This is a genomic window from Streptomyces sp. NPDC057249, from assembly GCF_042669245.1.
Taxonomy (GTDB): Bacteria; Actinomycetota; Actinomycetes; order Streptomycetales; family Streptomycetaceae; genus Streptomyces.
In genome coordinates this window covers 151,457-171,057 of sequence record NZ_JBHUXS010000007.1, presented here as the reverse complement: position 1 = coordinate 171,057, position 19,601 = coordinate 151,457, and the positions used below count along the sequence as shown (strand labels likewise).

The 19,601-nt window shown below is 71.6% G+C and carries 17 protein-coding genes; 8 read left to right on the top strand and 9 right to left on the bottom strand.

Features of this window, described 5'->3' with window-relative positions:
- Positions 1-89: 89 nt before the first annotated feature.
- The gene (locus tag ACFUJY_RS15360; RefSeq protein ID WP_383298914.1) at positions 90-998 is read right to left on the bottom strand and encodes a LysR family transcriptional regulator; all 909 of its coding nucleotides are present in this window, start codon (positions 996-998) and stop codon (positions 90-92) included.
- Positions 999-1,100: 102 nt separating this feature from the next.
- Here ACFUJY_RS15360 and ACFUJY_RS15355 point away from each other — a divergent pair, with 102 nt between their 5' ends.
- Complete coding sequence (locus tag ACFUJY_RS15355) at positions 1,101-1,988, top strand: EamA family transporter (RefSeq protein WP_383298911.1); 888 nt, start codon at positions 1,101-1,103, stop codon at positions 1,986-1,988.
- 6 nt (positions 1,989-1,994) lie between these two features.
- Here ACFUJY_RS15355 and ACFUJY_RS15350 read toward each other — a convergent pair whose 3' ends face one another.
- Positions 1,995-2,783 carry a sugar phosphate isomerase/epimerase family protein gene (locus ACFUJY_RS15350; protein WP_383298909.1) on the bottom strand — a complete coding sequence of 263 codons (789 nt, stop codon included), beginning with the start codon at positions 2,781-2,783 and terminating at the stop codon, positions 1,995-1,997.
- The gene (locus ACFUJY_RS15345; protein WP_383298906.1) at positions 2,780-3,910 is read right to left on the bottom strand and encodes a LacI family DNA-binding transcriptional regulator; all 1,131 of its coding nucleotides are present in this window, start codon (positions 3,908-3,910) and stop codon (positions 2,780-2,782) included. Before ACFUJY_RS15345 ends, ACFUJY_RS15350 begins: the two co-directional genes overlap by 4 nt.
- A gap of 118 nt (positions 3,911-4,028) precedes the next feature.
- Here ACFUJY_RS15345 and ACFUJY_RS15340 point away from each other — a divergent pair, with 118 nt between their 5' ends.
- From ACFUJY_RS15340 to ACFUJY_RS15330, 3 genes are read left to right on the top strand one after another with little or no spacing between them, the layout of a single operon-like run.
- Positions 4,029-5,180, top strand: a complete 1,152-nt coding sequence (locus ACFUJY_RS15340; protein ID WP_383298903.1) for a Gfo/Idh/MocA family protein — start codon at positions 4,029-4,031, stop codon at positions 5,178-5,180.
- Between the two features lie 37 nt (positions 5,181-5,217).
- Positions 5,218-6,363 (top strand): dihydrodipicolinate synthase family protein, encoded by a 1,146-nt coding sequence (locus ACFUJY_RS15335; RefSeq protein ID WP_383298900.1) that lies wholly within the window; start codon positions 5,218-5,220, stop codon positions 6,361-6,363.
- Positions 6,360-7,187 (top strand): sugar phosphate isomerase/epimerase family protein, encoded by an 828-nt coding sequence (locus tag ACFUJY_RS15330; RefSeq protein ID WP_383298897.1) that lies wholly within the window; start codon positions 6,360-6,362, stop codon positions 7,185-7,187. The genes ACFUJY_RS15335 and ACFUJY_RS15330 overlap by 4 nt, the downstream gene beginning before the upstream one ends.
- Positions 7,188-7,240: 53 nt before the next feature.
- Here the strand turns inward: ACFUJY_RS15330 and ACFUJY_RS15325 are convergent, their stop codons facing one another.
- Both ACFUJY_RS15325 and ACFUJY_RS15320 read right to left on the bottom strand, forming a co-directional pair.
- Positions 7,241-7,465, bottom strand: a complete 225-nt coding sequence (locus ACFUJY_RS15325) for a DUF397 domain-containing protein (protein WP_383298894.1) — start codon at positions 7,463-7,465, stop codon at positions 7,241-7,243.
- Positions 7,452-8,276, bottom strand: a complete 825-nt coding sequence (locus ACFUJY_RS15320; RefSeq protein WP_383298891.1) for a Scr1 family TA system antitoxin-like transcriptional regulator — start codon at positions 8,274-8,276, stop codon at positions 7,452-7,454. Before ACFUJY_RS15320 ends, ACFUJY_RS15325 begins: the two co-directional genes overlap by 14 nt.
- 127 nt (positions 8,277-8,403) lie before the next feature.
- On the opposite strand from ACFUJY_RS15320, the gene ACFUJY_RS15315 reads away from it, so the two are divergent.
- Complete coding sequence (locus ACFUJY_RS15315) at positions 8,404-8,718, top strand: hypothetical protein (RefSeq protein ID WP_383298889.1); 315 nt, start codon at positions 8,404-8,406, stop codon at positions 8,716-8,718.
- Positions 8,719-8,781: 63 nt separating this feature from the next.
- Here the strand turns inward: ACFUJY_RS15315 and ACFUJY_RS15310 are convergent, their stop codons facing one another.
- Positions 8,782-9,147: a hypothetical protein gene (locus ACFUJY_RS15310; RefSeq protein WP_383298886.1), complete on the bottom strand. Its 366-nt coding sequence runs from the start codon at positions 9,145-9,147 to the stop codon at positions 8,782-8,784.
- Between the two features lie 66 nt (positions 9,148-9,213).
- Here ACFUJY_RS15310 and ACFUJY_RS15305 point away from each other — a divergent pair, with 66 nt between their 5' ends.
- Together ACFUJY_RS15305 and ACFUJY_RS15300 are read left to right on the top strand one after the other, a co-directional pair.
- A complete protein-coding gene (locus tag ACFUJY_RS15305) occupies positions 9,214-11,535 on the top strand; it encodes an ATP-dependent RecD-like DNA helicase (RefSeq protein ID WP_383298883.1) in 2,322 nt (773 codons plus the stop codon).
- A gap of 129 nt (positions 11,536-11,664) precedes the next feature.
- Positions 11,665-12,963 carry a citrate synthase gene (locus tag ACFUJY_RS15300; protein WP_018552758.1) on the top strand — a complete coding sequence of 433 codons (1,299 nt, stop codon included), beginning with the start codon at positions 11,665-11,667 and terminating at the stop codon, positions 12,961-12,963.
- A 504-nt stretch (positions 12,964-13,467) separates the two neighbouring features.
- On the opposite strand, the gene ACFUJY_RS15295 is transcribed toward ACFUJY_RS15300, so the two are convergent.
- The 3 genes from ACFUJY_RS15295 to ACFUJY_RS15285 form a co-directional block, all read right to left on the bottom strand.
- Entirely contained in the window at positions 13,468-15,921 is a 2,454-nt protein-coding gene (locus tag ACFUJY_RS15295) for a heavy metal translocating P-type ATPase (RefSeq protein WP_383298879.1), read from the bottom strand.
- A 103-nt stretch (positions 15,922-16,024) separates the two neighbouring features.
- Positions 16,025-16,333 carry a heavy-metal-associated domain-containing protein gene (locus tag ACFUJY_RS15290; RefSeq protein ID WP_383298877.1) on the bottom strand — a complete coding sequence of 103 codons (309 nt, stop codon included), beginning with the start codon at positions 16,331-16,333 and terminating at the stop codon, positions 16,025-16,027.
- Between the two features lie 78 nt (positions 16,334-16,411).
- Entirely contained in the window at positions 16,412-17,131 is a 720-nt protein-coding gene (locus tag ACFUJY_RS15285) for a TetR family transcriptional regulator (protein ID WP_383298874.1), read from the bottom strand.
- A 184-nt stretch (positions 17,132-17,315) separates the two neighbouring features.
- On the opposite strand from ACFUJY_RS15285, the gene ACFUJY_RS15280 reads away from it, so the two are divergent.
- Positions 17,316-19,538 (top strand): MMPL family transporter, encoded by a 2,223-nt coding sequence (locus tag ACFUJY_RS15280; protein WP_383298871.1) that lies wholly within the window; start codon positions 17,316-17,318, stop codon positions 19,536-19,538.
- The last annotated feature ends 63 nt before the right edge of the window (positions 19,539-19,601 follow it).

Below are 19,601 nucleotides of genomic sequence, written 5' to 3'. Positions count from 1 at the left end.
AACTTCCAAGGAGCACGGATATCCAGAAAATAACTTCCGGTCAAGGGTGCGGGCCGTTTTGAGCGCGTCCCCGCCACCTGCCGGCCCGCCTACCGCAGCCCCGCCCCCGCCCCGTGCGCCTGGAGGGCCGCCACCGCCGCCGTGATCGCGGGCCGCCGGGCCGCCCCCGTCCGCCACAGCGCGTACAGCCGCCGCACCGGCACCGGGTCCATCCGCACCGCCACCACGCCCTCCGGCAGCGGTCCGCGCCCGAGCCGGGGGATCATCGCGACCCCGAGACCGGCGGCGAGCAGGGCGAGCTGGGTGTGGTTCTCCTCCGCCTGGTGCCGGATGTCCGGCTCGTAGCCCGCCGCGCGCAGCGTCCGTACGAGCCAGTCGTGGCAGACCGTCCCCGGCGGCTGGCAGATCCACCGCTCCCGGGCCAGCTCCTCGCGCCGCACCCCGTCCCGCCCCGCCAGCCGGTGCCCCGCCGGGACCAGCAGGTCGCACGCGTCGTCCCCGATCACCGCCTGCTCCACGCCCTCCGGGGCCGGCAGCGGCGCGATGTCCCAGTCGTGCGCGACGGCCAGATCGATCACGCCCTTGGCGACCAGGTCCACCGACAGATGCGGGTCCACCTCGGTCATCCGCACGTCGAGCCCCGGGTGCTCCCGGTCCAGATCCGCGAGGACCCCCGGCAGCAGCCCACGCGCCGCCGAGGCGAACGCGCCCACCGAAAGGCGGCCCGTCGGCAGCCCCCGGCGCTCCTCCAGCGAGGTCTCCGCGCGCTCCACGATCGCCAGCAACTGCTGGGCGGCGGACACCAGATGGACGGCCTCCTCGGTCAGCGCGACGCCCCGGCCGCGCCGCTCCAGCAGGGTCGTACGGGTCTCCCGCTCCAGCTTCGTGATCTGCTGCGAGACCGCCGACGGGGTGTAGCCGAGGGCCGCCGCCGCGCCCGCGACGGAACCGTGGACGGAGACCGCGTGCAGCGCGCGCAGCCGGGCGAGATCGAGCATCCGAAGCCTCCGAAACGGGCCGTGAATCGTTAGCGATGCTCAATTCCACCATGAAGGAACGCGCGCTGGTGCTACATGGTCGGGCCGGGTGATCCTCGGTCCATGCGTCCCCTCCACATCGCCCTGGCCGCCCTGGTGGCAGCCGTCTGGGGCGTCAATTTCGTCGTCATCGAGCTGGGTCTCGACCACTTCCCGCCGCTCCTCTTCTCGGCCCTGCGCTTCCTGGCCGCCGCGCTGCCGGCCGTCTTCCTCGTGGGCAGGCCGAAGGTCGCCTGGAAGTGGATCGTCGGGGTCGGGCTGGCCCTCGGGGTCGCCAAGTTCGGGCTGCTGTTCATCGGCATGGACCGGGGGATGGGCGCCGGTCTCTCCTCGCTCGTCCTCCAGGTCCAGGCCGTGTTCACCACGCTCTTCGCGGCCGTGGCGCTGGGCGAACGGCCGGGGCGCGTGAAGCTGCTGGGCATGGGCGTGGCGCTCGCCGGCATCGGCGTCGCGGCGGTCGACGAGGGCGCGAGCGGTCCCGTCCTCGCCTTCGTCCTGGTGATCGCGGCGGCGGCCTGCTGGGGCGTGTCCAACGTGCTGACCCGCAAGGCCGCCCCGCCCGACCCGCTCAACTTCATGGTGTGGGTCTCGACGGTGCCCGTCCTGCCGCTGCTCGGGCTCTCCCTGCTCTTCGAGGGCTGGGACCGCGACCGCGAGGCGCTGGCCGGGCTCGACTGGAGCGGGGCCGGAGCCATCGTCTACGTCGCCTGGATCGCCACGGTCTTCGGCTTCGGCGCGTGGGGCTTCCTGCTCAGCCGCTACCAGGCGTCCTCGGTGGCCCCCTTCACCCTGCTGGTGCCCGTCTTCGGCATGTCCTCGGCCGCGCTGGTGCTCGGTGAGTCGGTGAGCCCGCTGCGGTGGTGCGCGGCGGCGCTCCTCGTCGGCGGGGTCGCGCTCACCTCGCTGACCGGGACGCGCCGGGCGCCCGCCCCGGAGCCGGCACCCGCCTGAGACCGCTTACTGCTTCGGCGCGCCCAGCCGCAACAGGTGCTCGCGGCCCGCGCCCAGCAGCTCCGGCAGCTCCGCCGCCCCCGGGTACCAGCGCTTCTCGTACTCCCAGCAGACCCAGCCGTCCGGGTCCAGCGTGTCCAGGCACGCCCGCAGCGGCAGCACCCCTTCCCCGAGCGCGAGCGGCGTGGTGTCGTCCGCCGACGCGATGTCCTTCACCTGTACGTAGCCGAGGTGCGGGGCCAGCACCGCGTGGCTGGCCACCGGTTCCTCGCCCGCCAGCCAGGTGTGCATGACGTCCCACAGCGCACCGATGCTCTTGTGCCCCACCGTACCCGCCACCCGGGCCACGTCGGCCCCCGCCCGGTGCGAGTCATGGGTCTCCAGGAGGATGCGTACGCCCAGGTCGGCGGCGTACGGAGCGGCCGCGCCCAGCCGGCGGGCGGCGGCCGCGTCGGCCTCCTCCGGGTCCTGGTCGCCGCCGCCGGGGAACACCCGGACGTACGACGCGCCCAGGTCCCGGGCCAGCTCGGTCAGCGCGGCCAGCTCGTCCAGGACCGGCTGGTCCTCGCCCTCCGCGGCGACCCGCGCGTACCCGGCGACGGTCAGGATCTCCACCCCGCCGCGCTCGAACTCCGCGCGCACCGCGGCCCGTCCGGACGCGCCGAGCCCCAGGTGCACCGGCTCCTCGGGGTGGGCGCGCAGCTCGACCCCCTGGTAGCCGCCCCCGGCGGCCAGCCAGACGACCTCGGGCATGGGCAGCCCCGGCACTCCGAGGGTGGAGAAAGCGAGCTTCACGTGGTGTTCCTTCCGTCGTTCCACGAGGGCGGTGGCCCTCCCGTGTACCCAGGCCCGAAGGACTCACCCCGGGGCGCCCCCGTCGAGCCGCGCACCATCAGCTCGGCCGGGATCAGCGCGATGCCGCCGGGCGGCGGGTCCTCCTTGCCCATGGCCAGCCGGCCCGCCCGCGCCCCGGCCTCGAAGAGCGGCAGCCGCACGGTCGTCAGGGCCGGGACCACGTCCACGGAGAACGGCAGGTCGTCGAAGCCGGCCACCGAGATGTCCTCGGGGATGCGCAACCCCCGGTCGCGGACCGCCGCCGCCGCGCCGAGCGCCACCGTGTCGTTCGCGGCGACGACCGCCGTGATCCCCGGTTCGCGGCGCAGGAGTTCGACCGTGGCGTCGTAGCCGGAGCCCCGGTCGTACGAGCCGTGCACCGTCAGCCGGTCCTCGTCCCCGGCCGCCCCCGCCGCGCGCATCGCCTCCCGGTGACCGGCCAGGCGGTGGCGGGTGGTGGTCCGTTCCAGGGGGCCCGCGACATAGCCGATCCGGCGGTGGCCGAGGGAGAGCAGGTGCTCGGTGAGGCGCCGGGCGCCGCCCTGGTTGTCGAAGGCCAGCGCCGCCACCACGGACGCCCCGTCCGGCAGCGGGGGCCGCCCGCAGAGCACGACCCGGGTCCCCGCCTCCGCGAGCTTGGCGAGCTTCGCGGCCATCGCCGTCTGGTGCTCCGGGTCCTCCACCGCGCCCCCGGTGAGGACGACGGCGGTGGCGCGCTGGCGCTGGAGCAGGGTGAGGTAGGTCAGCTCGCGGGCGGGGGAGCCCCCGGTGTTGCAGACGACCGCCAGTTTCTCGCCGCCCGCCCGGCCGGACCCGTCGCCGGGCCCGCCTATCTCCGTCTGCGCGGCGCCCGCCATGATCCCGAAGAACGGGTCGGCGATGTCGTTGACGAGGACGCCGACCAGGTCCGAGGTGGCCGCCGCCAGGGCGCTGGCCTGCCCGTTCAGCACGTAGTCCAGGTCGTCCACCGCGCGCAGCACCCGTTCCCGGGTGGACGCCGCCACCGGGTAATTGCCGTTCAGCACACGGGAGACGGTGGCCGGGGACACCCGGGCGCGGGCCGCCACGTCCGCCAGGGTGACTGTCATCGCTTTCCTCCGTGGCCTCTGACCGATTGACGGGCCCCCTCTTGTCCGGGCCGCTGTCGGCAGGCTAGCGTCATCCCGCATAGAAAGCGCTTGCTACGGCTGTACGGAGGGAACTTTCGTGACACGCAGGACAGTGCGCATCGCCATGAACGGCGTGACGGGACGCATGGGATACCGGCAGCACCTGGTGCGCTCGATCCTCGCGATCCGCGAGCAGGGCGGCCTCGACCTCGGCGACGGCGACGTGCTGTGGCCCGAACCGATCCTGGTCGGCCGCCGCGCCCACGCCCTGGAGGAGCTGGCCGCCCGCCACGGCCTGACCGAGTGGTCGACCGACCTGGACGCGGTCCTCGCGGACGACACCGTCGACATCTACTTCGACGCCCAGGTCACCCAGGCCCGGGTGGAGGCGATCAAGAAGGCCGTCGCCGCCGGCAAGCACATCTACACCGAGAAGCCCACCGCCACGGACGTCCAGGGCGCTCTCGACCTGGCCCGCCTGGCCCAGGAGGCCGGCATCAAGCACGGCGTCGTCCAGGACAAGATCTTCCTGCCGGGCCTGTTGAAGCTGAAGCGCCTCATCGACGGCGGCTTCTTCGGCGAGATCCTGTCCGTGCGCGGCGAGTTCGGCTACTGGGTCTTCGAGGGCGACTGGCAGGAGGCCCAGCGCCCCTCCTGGAACTACCGCGCGGAGGACGGCGGCGGCATCGTCGTGGACATGTTCCCGCACTGGGAGTACGTGCTCCACGAGCTGTTCGGCCGGGTCACCACGGTCCAGGCGCACGTCCAGACCCACATCCCCGAGCGCCGCGACGAGCACGGCAAGCCCTACGCCGCGACCGCCGACGACGCCGCCTACGGCATCTTCCAGCTGGAGGGCGGCGCGGTCGCCCAGATCAACTCCTCCTGGGCGGTCCGGGTCAACCGCGACGAGCTGGTCGAGTTCCAGGTGGACGGCACCCACGGCTCCGCCGTCGCCGGCCTGCGCAACTGCCGCGTCCAGCACCGCTCGGCCACCCCCAAGCCGGTCTGGAATCCGGACCTGCCGGTCACCGAGTCCTTCCGCGACCAGTGGCAGGAGGTCCCGGACAACGCGGTGTTCGACAACGGCTTCAAGGCCCAGTGGGAGCTGTTCCTCCGCCACATCGTGCTGGACGAGCCCTACACCTGGGACCTGATGGCGGGTGCGCGCGGCGTGCAGCTCGCGGAGCTCGGCCTGAAGTCCCACGCGGAGGGCCGCCGCCTGGACGTCCCGGAGCTGTCGCTGTGACCCGCCGCCTCCCCTCCGGCCCCGAGGAGCCGTCACCGTGACCATCCATCTCCCGCAGGGCCCGTACGAACCCCGGGCCACCCCGCTCGACCTCGCCCCGGCGGGGACGCCGCTCGCCTCCCGTACGGTCTTCTCCGCCGCGCACGTCGTCGCCGACCCGTACGCCGACGTCACCCCGGACTCCCCGGCCGCCGTCGACTGGGACGCCACCCTCGCCTTCCGCCGCCACCTCTGGTCGCACGGGCTGGGCGTGGCCGAGGCCATGGACACCGCGCAGCGCGGCATGGGCCTGGACTGGGCGGGCGCCGAGGAGCTGATCCGCCGCTCGGCCGCCGAGGCCAGGTCCGTCGGCGGGCGCATCGCCTGCGGCGTCGGCACGGACCAGCTGCCGCCCGGCCCGGCGACGCTCGCCGAGGTGCGTGCCGCGTACGAGGAACAGCTCGCCGTGGTCGAGGAGAGCGGCGCCCAGGCCATCCTGATGGCCTCCCGCGCGCTCGCCGCCGCAGCGAAGGGCCCCCAGGACTACCTGGACACGTACGCCCACCTGCTGCGCCAGGCGACGGAACCGGTCGTCCTGCACTGGCTGGGTCCGATGTTCGACCCGGCGCTCGACGGCTACTGGGGCTCCACCGACCTGGACCTGGCCACGGACACGTTCCTCCAGGTCATCGCGGAGCACCCGGACAAGGTCGACGGCATCAAGATGTCGCTGCTCGACGCGGACCGCGAGATCGACGTGCGCCGCCGGCTCCCGAGCGGGGTCCGCTGCTACACCGGGGACGACTTCAACTACCCGGAGCTGATCGCGGGCGACGACCGGGGCTTCAGCCACGCGCTGCTCGGCATCTTCGACCCGCTGGGCCCGCTGGCCGCGCACGCGGTACGGGTACTGGACACGGGTGACGTGAAGGGCTTCCGCGAACTGCTCGATCCAACGGTCGAGTTGTCCCGGCACCTCTTCCAGGCGCCGACCCGCTTCTACAAGACGGGTGTCGTCTTCCTGGCCTGGCTGGCGGGCCACCAGGACCACTTCACGATGGTGGGCGGCCTCCAGTCGGCCCGCTCGCTGCCGCACCTGGCGAAGGCGTACGAACTCGCCGACCGGCTCGGCCTGTTCCCGGACCCGGACCTCGCGGAGTCCCGGATGCGCGCACTCCTCACGGTCAACGGAGGCACTCGATGAGCGACGGCCGTCTCTCCATCAACCAGGAGACCATCAAGCAGTGGTCGCTCCCGGAGCTGGCCGAGGGCTGCGCGAAGGCGGGCATCGACAAGGTGGGCCTCTGGCGGGCCCCCGTGCAGTCGTACGGGATCGAGGCGACCGCCCGGCTGCTGTCCGACCACGGGCTGACCGTCACCAGCCTGTGCCGGGGCGGCTTCCTCACCGCTCAGGACCCGGCGGAGCGCGCCCGCGCCCTGGACGACAACCGCGCCGCGCTGGACGAGGCGGCGGGCGTGGGCACGGACACCCTGGTCCTCGTCTCGGGCGGCCTCCCGGAGGGCAGCAAGGACCTGTACGGCGCCCGCGAACGCATCGCGGACGCCCTGGCCGAGCTGGCCCCGTACGCCGCCGAACGCGGGGTGCGCCTGGCGATCGAGCCCCTGCACCCCATGTTCGCCTCGGACCGCTGCGTGGTCTCGACGCTCTCCCAGGCCCTGGACCTCGCCGAACGCTTCCCGGCCGAGCAGGTGGGCGTCGTCGTGGACACGTACCACCTCTGGTGGGACGACCAGGCCCCCGCCCAGATCGCGCGGGCCGGCGCGACGGGCCGCATCCACTCCTTCCAGCTCGCGGACTGGATCACCCCGCTCCCGGCGGGCGTCCTGCTCGGCCGGGGCCAACTCGGCGACGGCAGCGTGGACTTCCGCTTCTTCCGCCGCGCGGTGGAGGAGGCGGGCTTCGACGGCCCGATCGAGGTGGAGATCTTCAACGAGGCGCTGTGGGCGAGGGACGGCGCGGAGGTCCTGGCGGAGGTGGCGGCCCGGTACGCGGAGCACGCCTGCTGAATGCGGTCGCCCCGGGGCCCGCCTGTGCGGTGCGGGTCCCGGGGCGCTGCGGCTCAGGCGTCGAGTCGGCCGCTCTTGACGGCGGTGACGAACGAGGACCAGCCGTCGGCGGAGAACACGACGGCGGGGCCGTCGGCGGCCTTGCTGTCACGGACGGGGACGGAGGCGTAGCCGCGTGCGGCTTCCAGGCATTCGCCCTGGTCTCCGCCGCTGTAACTGGACTTGAACCAACCGGTGAAGAGGGTCGAGTCCGCTACGTACCGCCTACTGCTGACCATGTTCGTGTTCCTCTGCTGCTGCCCGCACAAGGGCCAGCGATTGCTGGTGTGACAACGCGTCGCTCAGGGCGAGATCGTATGCCGTGCGGCTGGCCGTCACCATGGCGGGATCGTCCATCAAGTTGCCTGTCTGGAAGCCCTCAACGTACGCCACGGGCGCGGAGTCCGCGAAGCTGAGCAGTGTCAGCAGGCTCTGCTGCAAGGAGTGGGCTCCCGCCCCGAACGGCAGTACATGCAGACGCAGCCGACCGCTCTCGGCCATGTGCGCGATCTTGTTCAGCTGGTCAGCCATGACACGTGGTCCACCTACACGCCGTCGAAGCACGGCTTCATCGAGGAGGGTCCAGAGAACAGGACGCAACGGTCCGTCGAGGACGCAGGCACGTTCCGTTCGGATGACGACCTCCTCGTCAATCTCCTCCTGGCAGTGGTTGGGGCGGTACGCCTGGAAGAGCGCGCGTGCGTAATCAGGGGTCTGGAGCAGTCCCGGGACGAGTGACAAGGCGAATTGCTGGATGCGCACCGCCTGCCGCTCCAGTTCCGCTACGGCTGCGAAGTAGTTGGCGTACTTGGATTCCAGGTCTTCGAGCCACCTGACGAAGAAGCCGTCAGATTTCAGTGCCAGGTCGATCCGATGCGCGTCGTCCGGGCCGGGCAGCCGCCGTCCCGCCTCGTAGTGGCTGATCAGCGTGGGCGAGCAGACCACCATCTCGCTCAGCGCCTCCTGCGTGAGGCCCGCCGCGACGCGTCGCAGCCGCAGCTCCTCGCCGTACTTCTGTCGCGGCGAACGCGGCGCCCGCTTCGTACCCATGCGGCTCAACTCCCCGTCTTGACGTACCCGCTGTCATCCCCGACCCCCTGGCAGCGTAGCGACGCGTGACCCCACTCTGTGATGAGTTCGCTACAGAACGCAGGCCCTCGCAGGAAGCAGACAGAACATGAAGGAAACCGAAGAGCAGACGATCAGGCTGCTGCCCTGGGAGGGGCAGGGCGGCAAGCCCTGTTACGTCCTCGGGGACGGCAACGGCTACGTCTCGCGGCTGGCCGACAACATCGAGAGCGTCCAACTAGGCATGGCCGACGAACTGCTGGGCCACGCGGCCGACCTCCTGGCCGACCGGAAGGTCACGTGGCCGGAGCTGCACTTCCTGGCGAGCCGCCTGACCGAGTCCCTCCGGGACGTCAGGCGCGTCGCGGAGAGCCGGGGCTCCCGGGCGGTGGCAGCGTCACGGCAGCACCCCGACCAGCTGTAGCGACGGCGCTGACGGCGCACTGGATACGACGGAGTGGGATCGGGGAGGTGGCCGCGACGGGTCTCATTCGTCTCTTCCGCCGTCCTCGGCCGCCGCCTCGGCAATGGACGCGCGGAGGCGGCGGGCGTTGGCCGGCGAGCGCAGCAGGTAGCGCGTTTCCTCCCAAAGGAGGGCTACCTCCGCCCGTTGCTCCCGGGTCAGCTCGATCTCGTCACCGGCCCATGTGCCGGAGCCCGCATGTTCGTCAGCCTCCGCACAGGCTTCCTCGAACGGCGCGAAGACCTTCCTCACGCGGTCCTGCCGGTCCATCTGCGCCTGTGCGGCCATCATCATGTAGGCGGAGACGCTGAGACCGGCCTCCGCCGCGTGCTGCCTGATCCGGGCACCGACCTCGGACGGCATGCTGATCGAGATCCACTCGGTCGCCATGCCCCTCACCGTAGCGCCGCCAGGCACCCGCGTACCGCTGTCGCACCCACCCGATACCGTCGCCCCATGGCCACCACCGCGCCCCACACCCCCAACCTGGCCGTCCTCGAAGGCGTCCTCGAACGCATCACGTACGCCAACGAGGAGAACGGCTACACCGTCGCCCGCGTCGACACCGGGCGCGGGAGCAACGACCTGCTCACCGTCGTCGGGGCGCTGCTCGGGGCGCAGCCCGGGGAGTCCTTGCGGATGGAGGGGCGTTGGGGCTCCCACTCGCAGTACGGCAAGCAGTTCCACGTGGAGAACTACCGGACCGTCCTCCCCGCCACCATTCAGGGCATCCGGCGCTACCTCGGCTCCGGGCTGATCAAGGGCATCGGGCCGGTGATGGCCGACCGGATCACGACCCACTTCGGCGTGGACACCCTCGACATCATCGAGCGGGAGCCCAAGCGGCTCATCGAGGTCCCCGGGCTCGGGCCCAAGCGGACGAAGATGATCGCCGCCGCGTGGGAGGAGCAGAAGGCCATCAAGGAGGTCATGGTCTTCCTCCAGGGCGTCGGCGTCTCGACGTCCATCGCGGTGCGGATCTACAAGAAGTACGAGGACGCCTCCATCTCCGTCGTGAAGAACCAGCCCTACCGGCTGGCCGCCGACGTCTGGGGCATCGGCTTCCTGACCGCCGACAAGATCGCCCAGGCCGTGGGCATCCCGCACGACAGCCCGGAACGGGTGAAGGCGGGGCTGCAGTACGCGCTGTCGCAGTCCACCGATCAGGGGCACTGCTTCCTGCCCGAGGAGCGGCTGATCGCGGACGCGGTGAAGCTGCTCCAGGTGGACACCGGGCTCGTCATCGAGTGCCTGGCCGAGCTGGCCGAGGAGCCGGAGGGCGTCGTACGGGAGAAGGTGCCGTCGCCCGAGGGCGGCGAGCCGGTCACCGCGGTGTATCTGGTGCCCTTCCACCGGGCGGAGATCTCCCTCGCAGCCCAGGTGCGGCGGCTGCTGCGGACGCCGGAGGAGCGGATGCCGGCCTTCGCGGACGTGGACTGGGAGAAGGCGCTGAAGTGGCTCGCGGGCCGGACGGGCGCCACGCTGGCGCCCGAGCAGGAGGCCGCCGTGCGGCTCGCGCTCACTCGGAAGGTCGCCGTGCTGACCGGCGGCCCCGGCTGCGGCAAGTCGTTCACGGTGCGGTCCATCGTGGAGCTGGCGAGGGCCAAGAAGGTTAAGGTGGTGCTGGCCGCGCCGACCGGGCGGGCCGCCAAACGGCTGTCCGAGCTGACCGGGGCCGAAGCCTCCACCGTGCACCGGCTGCTGGAACTGAAGCCCGGCGGCGACGCGGCGTACGACAAGGACCGCCCGCTCGACGCCGATCTGGTCGTCGTGGACGAGGCGTCGATGCTCGACCTGCTGCTCGCCAACAAGCTGGTGAAGGCGGTGGCACCGGGTGCCCACCTGCTGCTCGTCGGCGATGTGGACCAGCTGCCCTCGGTGGGGGCGGGAGAGGTGCTGCGGGACCTCCTCGCGGAGGGCGGCCCGGTGCCGGCGGTCCGGCTGACCACGATTTTCCGCCAGGCCCAGCAGTCGGGCGTCGTCACCAACGCGCACCGCATCAATTCCGGCGTACCGCCCCTCACCCAGGGGCTCAGCGACTTCTTCCTCTTCGTGGAGGACGAGACGGAGGACGCCGGAGTGCTCGCGGTGGACGTCGCCGCCCGCCGTATTCCGGCCAAGTTCGGGCTGAACGCGCGGCGCGACGTCCAGGTGCTCGCGCCGATGCACCGGGGCCCGGCCGGGGCAGGTCATCTCAACGGTCTGCTCCAGCAGGTGATCACCCCGGCCCGGCCCGGCGTGCCCGAGAAGCGGTTCGGCGGCCGGGTCTTCCGCGTGGGGGACAAGGTCACCCAGATCCGTAACAACTACGACAAGGGGGAGAACGGTGTCTTCAACGGCACGGTCGGCGTCGTCACCGGCCTCGACCTGGACGAACAGCGGCTGACGGTCCTCACCGACGAGGACGAGGAGATCGGCTACGACTTCGACGAGCTGGACGAGCTGTCCCACGCGTACGCCATGACGATCCACCGTTCGCAGGGCAGCGAGTACCCCGCCGTCGTCATCCCCGTGACGAAGAGTGCCTGGATGATGCTCCAGCGCAACCTGCTCTACACCGCCGTGACCCGGGCCAAGAAGCTCGTCGTCCTGGTCGGCTCGCGGCAGGCGATCGGCCAGGCGGTCCGCACGGTTTCCGCAGGCAGACGCTGTACGGCGCTGGATCACCGGCTCCGCGGAGGCGGCGACGGAGGATCGTCGGTAAAAATGATCGATCAAAACGGTGGGAAACATCACGGAGGTCTTCCGGAACCGCAGTCAAGGGGGCAGGATGGCTAAGTTCGCGGCACTCAGTGCCGCGAGTAGGTCCAATGGACGACCCCGAGTGCACTCTCCTGAGCCAAATGGGGGAGGGTGGAGACAGTCAGGGAACCTCGAAGAAGAGGCACTACGTCGGTGAGGGATGACGTGAGCGAGCACACCAACAACGCTGTGGTACTGCGGTACGGCGATGGCGAGTACACCTACCCGGTGATCGACAGCACCGTCGGCGACAAGGGCTTCGACATCGGGAAGCTCCGGGCGAACACCGGCCTGGTGACGCTGGACAGCGGATACGGCAACACCGCTGCCTATAAATCGGCCATCACCTACCTCGACGGCGAGCAGGGCATCCTGCGCTACCGCGGCTACCCGATCGAGCAGCTCGCGGAGCGTTCGACCTTCCTCGAGGTCGCGTACACGCTGATCAACGGTGAGCTTCCCAAGGTCGACGAGCTGTCGGCCTTCAAGAACGAGATCACCCAGCACACGCTGCTGCACGAGGACGTCAAGCGGTTCTTCGACGGCTTCCCGCGCGACGCCCACCCGATGGCCATGCTGTCCTCGGTCGTCAGCGCGCTGTCCACGTTCTACCAGGACAGCCACAACCCGTTCGACGAGGAGCAGCGCCACCTCTCGACGATCCGGCTGCTCGCCAAGCTCCCGACCATCGCCGCGTACGCGTACAAGAAGTCGATCGGTCACCCGTTCGTCTACCCGCGCAACGACCTCGGCTACGTCGAGAACTTCCTGCGCATGACCTTCTCGGTGCCGGCCCAGGAGTACGAGCTGGACCCGGTCGTCGTCTCGGCGCTCGACAAGCTGCTCATCCTGCACGCGGACCACGAGCAGAACTGCTCCACCTCCACCGTCCGCCTGGTCGGCTCCTCGCAGGCGAACATGTTCGCCTCGATCTCCGCCGGCATCTCGGCGCTCTGGGGCCCCCTGCACGGCGGCGCCAACCAGTCCGTCCTGGAGATGCTGGAAGGCATCCAGGCCAACGGCGGCGACGTCGACTCCTTCATCCGCAAGGTGAAGAACAAGGAGGACGGCGTCCGCCTGATGGGCTTCGGCCACCGGGTGTACAAGTCCTTCGACCCGCGCGCCAAGATCATCAAGGCCGCCGCGCACGACGTGCTGTCCGCCCTCGGCAAGTCCGACGAGCTGCTGGACATCGCGCTCAAGCTGGAGGAGCACGCGCTCTCCGACGAGTACTTCGTCTCGCGCAACCTCTACCCGAACGTGGACTTCTACACGGGTCTGATCTACCGCGCGATGGGCTTCCCCACCGAGATGTTCACCGTGCTCTTCGCGCTCGGCCGGCTCCCCGGCTGGATCGCCCAGTGGCACGAGATGATCAAGGAGCCGGGTTCCCGCATCGGCCGCCCGCGCCAGATCTACACCGGCGAGGTCCTGCGCGACTTCGTCCCGGTCGAGGGCCGCTGAACGTCCCCTTCCGCATCACCCGGCCCTGACTGACGCCGGTTTCCCGCGCCCCCGTCTGCCGCGCCATCGCCCCGAGCGACGCGGCGGCGGGGGCGTCGGTGTCCCGGGAGCGCTGTCGCGCGAGTGGCCGGGAGCGCTCCCGCGCAAGAGAGAAGCGCCTCGCCGTCGATCCCCCCACGGGCCGACAGCGAGGCGCTTCCCATGTCCCGGAGCGGATTCCCCCCACGGGATCCGGCCGGGCGTTCAGTGGGAGCCGTAGCTCCTGGGCTGTGCCTCGGTACTGCTCGTCCTGCTCACTGCGCTGTGGTCTGCCGGGGTACGTACCGACGGGAGGGCCGCTCAAAGCTCCCCGGTGTACGTGCCCCGGCCCACTCTTGCCCGGAGCATCCCCCAAGATGCTCCGCAGGACGTCCCCCAAGACATCCTTGGCATCGCACTCTAAGACTTACGAACCCATCGAATGGTTACCCTGAAACCGATGTGATCTGGATCTCATTGTGGACATTACGTGAAGGACCGCAGGCGCAGGCTGTTCGTGACGACGAAGACCGATGAGAAGGCCATCGCCGCTCCGGCAATCATAGGGTTGAGCAGCCCAAATGCCGCAAGGGGTAGGGCGGCCACGTTGTAACCGAATGCCCAGAAAAGGTTGCCCTTGATGGTGGTGAGGGTGCGCCGGGAGAGGCGGATGGCGTCTGCTGTCACCTTGAGATCTCCACGAACCAGCGTCAGGTCGCTCGCCTCGATCGCCGCGTCCGTGCCGGTGCCCATCGCCAGGCCCAGGTCGGCCTGGGCCAGCGCGGCGGCGTCGTTGACCCCGTCGCCGACCATGGCGACGACCCGCCCCCGCTCCTGCAGACCCCGGATGACGTGCGCCTTCTCCTCCGGCAGCACCTCGGCGCGGACCTCCTCGATCCCGGCCTCGCGCGCCACGGACTCCGCCACGGCGCGGTTGTCCCCGGTCAGCAGGATCGGTGTCAGGCCGAGATCCCGGAGCGCGGCGACGGCCTCCGCGCTGGTGTCCTTGATCGCGTCGGCGACCTCCAGGACCGCGCGCGCCTCGCCGTCCCAGCCGACCGCGACGGCCGTACGCCCTTGAGCGGCGGCGTCCGTGACGGCGGCGTCCAGGGCGTCGGGGAGGGTGATCCCGGCCTCGGTGAGCAGCCGGGGGCGCCCGACGAGGACGGCGCGGCCGTCGACCACGCCCCGGACGCCGAGTCCGGGGAGGTTGGTGAAGTCCTCGGGGGTGGGGAGGGGTGCGCCGGTGCGTTCGGCGGCCCCGGTCGCCACCGCCTGGGCGATGGGGTGTTCGGAGGCGTGTTCCAGGGCGCCGGCGAGGCGGAGGGCGTCGGTTTCGGTGGTGCCGGGGGTGGTGTGGACGGCCTGGAGGGTCATCCGGCCGGTGGTGACGGTGCCGGTCTTGTCCAGGACGATGGTGTCGACCCGGCGGGTGGACTCCAGGACCTCGGGGCCCTTGATCAGGATGCCGAGCTGGGCGCCGCGCCCGGTGCCGACCATCAGCGCGGTCGGTGTGGCGAGGCCCAGCGCGCACGGGCAGGCGATGATCAGGACCGCCACCGCCGCCGTGAACGAGGCCGTCACGTCGTCGGTGGCCAGCAGCCATCCGATGAGCGTGGCGAGGGCGATCAGCAGGACGGCCGGGACGAACACCGCCGAGATCCGGTCCGCCAGGCGCTGTACCTCGGCCTTGCCGTTCTGCGCGTCCTCGACCAGCTTCGCCATCCGGGCCAGCTGGGTGTCCGCGCCGACGCGGGTCGCCTCCACGACGAGGCGGCCGCCCGCGTTGAGCGTCGCGCCGGTCACCGCGTCCCCCACGCCCACGTCCACCGGGACGGATTCGCCGGTGAGCATGGACGCGTCCACCGCCGAGGAGCCCTCGACCACCGTGCCGTCCGTGGCGATCTTCTCGCCGGGGCGCACCAGGAAGCGGTCGCCCACGACGAGCCGGCCGACGGGCACGCGGACCCCGGCGCCGTCCCGCAGGACCGTCACGTCCTTGGCGCCGAGGTGCATCAGGGCGCGCAGCGCGGACCCGGCCCTCCGCTTGGACTTCGCTTCCAGGTAGCGGCCCAGCAGGATGAAGGTGACGACGCCCGCCGCCACCTCCAGGTAGAGGGTGGTCGAGGCGTCGGCCCGGGAGGCCGTCAGGTCGAAGCCGTGCCGCATGCCGGGCATCCCGGCGTCCCCGAGGAACAGCGCCCACAGCGACCAGCCGAAGGCGGCGAGCGTCCCGACGGACACGAGGGTGTCCATGGTCGCCGCGCCGTGCCTCAGGTTGGTCCAGGCGGCCCGGTGGAAGGGGAGCCCGCCCCAGACCACGACGGGCGCGGCGAGGGTGAGCGAGAGCCACTGCCAGGAGTCGAACTGGAGGACGGGGATCATCGCCAGGGCGGCCACGGGGGTGGCGAGCACGGTAGAGACGACGAGCCGCTGCCGGAGGGCGGTGAGGGCGGGGTCGGGGGCGTCGTCCGAGCGCGACGGGGCTTCCGGTCCGGGTTCCGGTTGCGGCCGGGGCGCGGGCGGCCCGGGCTCCGGGCGGGAGGGGGCGGCGGGCTGCGGGGCTTCCGGGGCTTCCGGGGTGGCGGCCTGCGGGGCCTTCGGGGCCTCCGGAGTGGCGGGCTGCGGGGCTTCCGGGGCGGCGGCGGGCCCGGGGGGCCGTGGGGCCGTCCCGGGCAGCGGCTTCGCCGTGTAGCCGGTCCTCTCCACCGTGGCGACGAGATCGTTCACGGAGACGGCGGCGCCGTCGTAGCTGACGCGGGCCTTCTCCGTGGCGTAGTTCACGGTGGCCGTGACGCCGTCCATCCGGTTGAGCTTCTTCTCGACGCGGGCCGCGCACGAGGCGCAGGTCATCCCGCCGATCATGAACTCGGCCCGGGAAGGCTCCGCCGCCGGGGCGCCGGCCTCCGCCGCGCTGTGGGTGTCCGATGCGCTGTGCATGTCCGAGCTCCTGGAACGCCGACCGGGCCGTACCCCACCAGTATCTGCTGGTCGGTGCGGCCCGGTCGGGAGGGGTGACGCGGGTGGGTGGTTACCGGGGCGGTCAGACGCGGCCGGTGAGCTCGTAACCGGCCTCGTCGACGGCGGCACGTACGGCCTCGTCGTCCAGGGGGCCCTGCGAGACCACGGTCACCTGCCCGGTGGACGCCACCGCCTTCACGGAGGTGACACCCTCGATGGCGGAGACCTCCTCGGAGACGGCGCCCTCGCAGTGGCCGCAGGTCATGCCGGTCACCTGGTAGACGGTGGTCACGCCGGACTGCCCGGCGTCGGCGCCCGCGCCGTCGTGGCAGGAACCGCTGGGCGAGCAGCAGGAGCCGGTCGCCTGGGGGAGCTGGGTCTCGGCGGTCATCGTGTTCTCCTCTTCGACGGGCACACAGGGGCGGAGGGACGCACAGCGGTGCGCCTCCACAGTCCCCACTTTATACCCCTAGGGGGTATGGTGCGACCGAGGGGCGGATGGCGTGTCGTCGGGGAGCATGGGTTCGAGGTACCGGTGGAGGACGGTCTTCATCTCCCGGATGTACGCCTGCCGCTCGTCCCCCTCGTGCGCCATGATCACGTCGAGCCCGGACTTGAAGATGTTGAAGATCATCGTGGCGATCCGGGTGACCTCGGCGGGCGGCTTGTCCGGCAGGTACCCGGCCAGGATCGTCTCGACGCGGCTGAGCATCGTGACGTGTACGGCGTCGTGGTCCTTGGTGACCATCCCGGGGATCTCGGAGCCGTGCATCAGGACGGTGAAGGCCGGGTTCGCGCAGTTGAACTCGATCAGCGGGTCGAGGGTCGCGTCGAGCATCCGGTCCAGGGGGAGTTCCAGGTGGTCGGCCAGGAAGGCGGCCCCGTAGGTCTCCCGCCAGCGGGTCAGGAGGTGGTCGCCGAGTTCGACCGCGATGGCCTCCTTGTTGGGGAAGAACTGGTACAGCGTGCCGGGGGAGACCCCGGCCTCGCGCGCGATCGCGTTGGTGCTCGCCGCGGTGTAACCGGTCGTGCAGAACACGACGGCGGCGGCCTTCAGCAACTGCGCGATACGGGCCTCGCCCCGGGCCTGCCGCCTGCGCGGCCGGGCAGGGGTGGCGGCCTTGTCGGTGGACCCGGCGTCTTCGGCGGCCCCGGCGTCTCCGGCGCCCGCCGCTCTGGACTGCGGCACGGTGAATCCCCAGCTTTCGTGCGCTGTTGACAAACACGAGTGGTCGCTCGCATTCTTGAGAAACGCGAGCGATGACTCGTGTTTGCCAGTGTATGTGGCAATGACTGATCCATGCTGCCCTGCGCGGCTGCCTCGTGCTGCCGCCCCGCACGCCCGGATCCGGGGGAAAAGGGGACATCGCGCCATGCCTGAAGCCAACGGCCCGCAGCGACCGGGAGGCTGGACGCGCTTCGTCACCGCGCGTCCCCGGCTCTCGCTCCTGGCGGCTCTGCTGATCACCGCGCTCGCGGTCCTCGCGGGCAGCGGGGTCGCCGACCGGATGGGCAGCGGCGGCTGGGAGGCCCCGGACGCCGAGTCGACCTACGCGACGAAGGCGCTGGAGCGCGAGTTCCCCGCCTCCCGGCCGAACCTGCTGCTGCTCGTCGACAGCGGCGCGGCCTCCGTCGACGACCCGGCCGTGGCCGCCGAGGCGGCGCGCCTGGCCGAGCGGCTGGCCGGCGAGGCGGATGTCGTGGGCGTCCGCTCCTACTGGCAGGACAAGGCGCCCGCGCTGCGCGCGGAGGACGGCGGGGAGGCGCTGATCGCCGCCCGGATCGCGGGCGACGACAAGGCGTCGGGCGAGGTGCTGGACCGGATAGCCCCGGCCTTCCGGGGCGAGCACGGGCCGGTGAAGGTGTCGGTCGGCGGTCCGGTGGCCGTGCGGCACGAGATGCAGACGATCATCCAGGAGGACCTGCTGAAGGCCGAGATGATCGCCCTGCCGGTGACGCTGGTGCTGCTCGTCATGGTCTTCGGCAGCGCGATCGCCGCCCTGCTGCCCCTGGGGGTGGGCATCGTCGCCATCCTGGGGACCAATGCGGTGCTGCGCGGGATCACCGAGTTCACCGACGTCTCCGTCTTCGCTCAGAACCTCACCACGGCACTCGGACTCGGACTCGCCATCGACTACGCCCTGTTCATCGTGCGCCGGTTCCGCGAGGAGCTGGCGGCCGGTGCCCCGACCCGGACGGCCATCGGCGCGACGCTGCGCACGGCGGGCCGGACCGTGCTGTTCTCCGCGCTGACCGTCGCGGTGTCGCTCGCCGCGATGCTGGTCTTCCCGCAGTACTTCCTGCGCTCCTTCGCCTACGCGGGGATCGCCGTGGTCCTCCTCGCCGCCGCCGCCGCGCTGATCCTCCTGCCGGCCGCGCTGATGCTCCTCGGCCCCCGGGTCAACTCCCTCGACCTGCGGAAGCCACTGCGGCGGGGGCGCGTGAAGCCGCGGGACGGGGCCGGTGCGGGCTGGGCCCGGTTCACGGCGCTGGTGATGCGCAGGGCGCCGGTGTTCGCGGTCGTCACGAGCGTCGGGCTCGTCCTCCTCGGACTGCCCTTCCTGGGCGTGAAGTTCGGTACGGCGGACGACCGGCAGCTGCCCCCGGCCTCCGAGTCCCACGTGGTGCAGCAGCACCTGCGGGACGGCTTCCCCGGCAGCCCCGGCGGGAGCCTCGACATCCTGGCCGAGGGTGCGGCGACACCCGCCCAGTACGCCGAGTACCGCGGCCGGCTCGCCGCGCTCCCCGGGGTCCTGCGCGTCGACGGCCCGGTCACGGAGGGGCGGACCGCCTACTTCAGCGTGCAGGGCGAGGGCGAGCCGGTGGGGGAGGAGGCCCAGCGCCTGGTGAAGGACCTGCGCGCCGAGTCCGCCCCCTTCGACACCTCGGTGACGGGCACGGCCGCCGTCCTGGTGGACTCCAAGGCCGCCATCGGCGACCGGCTGCCGTGGGCCGTGGGCATCATCGCCGTGGTGACGCTGCTGCTGGTGTTCCTGCTGACCGGGAGCGTCCTGATCCCCGTCCAGGCCGTCGTGCTCAACGCCCTGAGTCTCACCGCGATGTTCGGGGCCGTCGTCTGGGTCTTCCAGGACGGCCACCTCTCCGGGCTGCTCGCCTTCACCAGCACCGGGGACATAGAGACGACGCTTCCGGTGCTCATGTTCTGCGTCGCCTTCGGACTCTCCATGGACTACGGGGTGTTCCTGCTCTCCCGGATCAAGGAGGAGTACGACCGCACCGGCGACCACGAACAGGCGGTCTCCTTCGGGCTGCGGCGCACCGGCGGGCTGATCACCGCGGCGGCCGTGATCCTGGCGGTCGTGATGGTCGCCATCGGCACCTCCCGGGTGACCAACACCAAGATGCTCGGCCTCGGCATCGCGCTCGCCGTGCTCATGGACGCGATGGTGGTCCGCAGTCTGCTCGTCCCGACGGTGATGAAGCTGATGGGCCGGGCGAGCTGGTGGGCGCCGGCACCGCTGCGCAGGTTCCACCGGCGGTTCGGCCTGAGCGAGGGCGAGCCGGGGCGGCCCCAGGCGCCGGAGTCCATACCCGAGCGGGACGCCGAGGCGGGGCGGGTGCCCAGCGGCGCGTGAGCCGGAGGGGGCGGGCGGAGGAGCGGCACGGGGCCCGGACCTCCGCCCGCCCGGCCGGCCCGG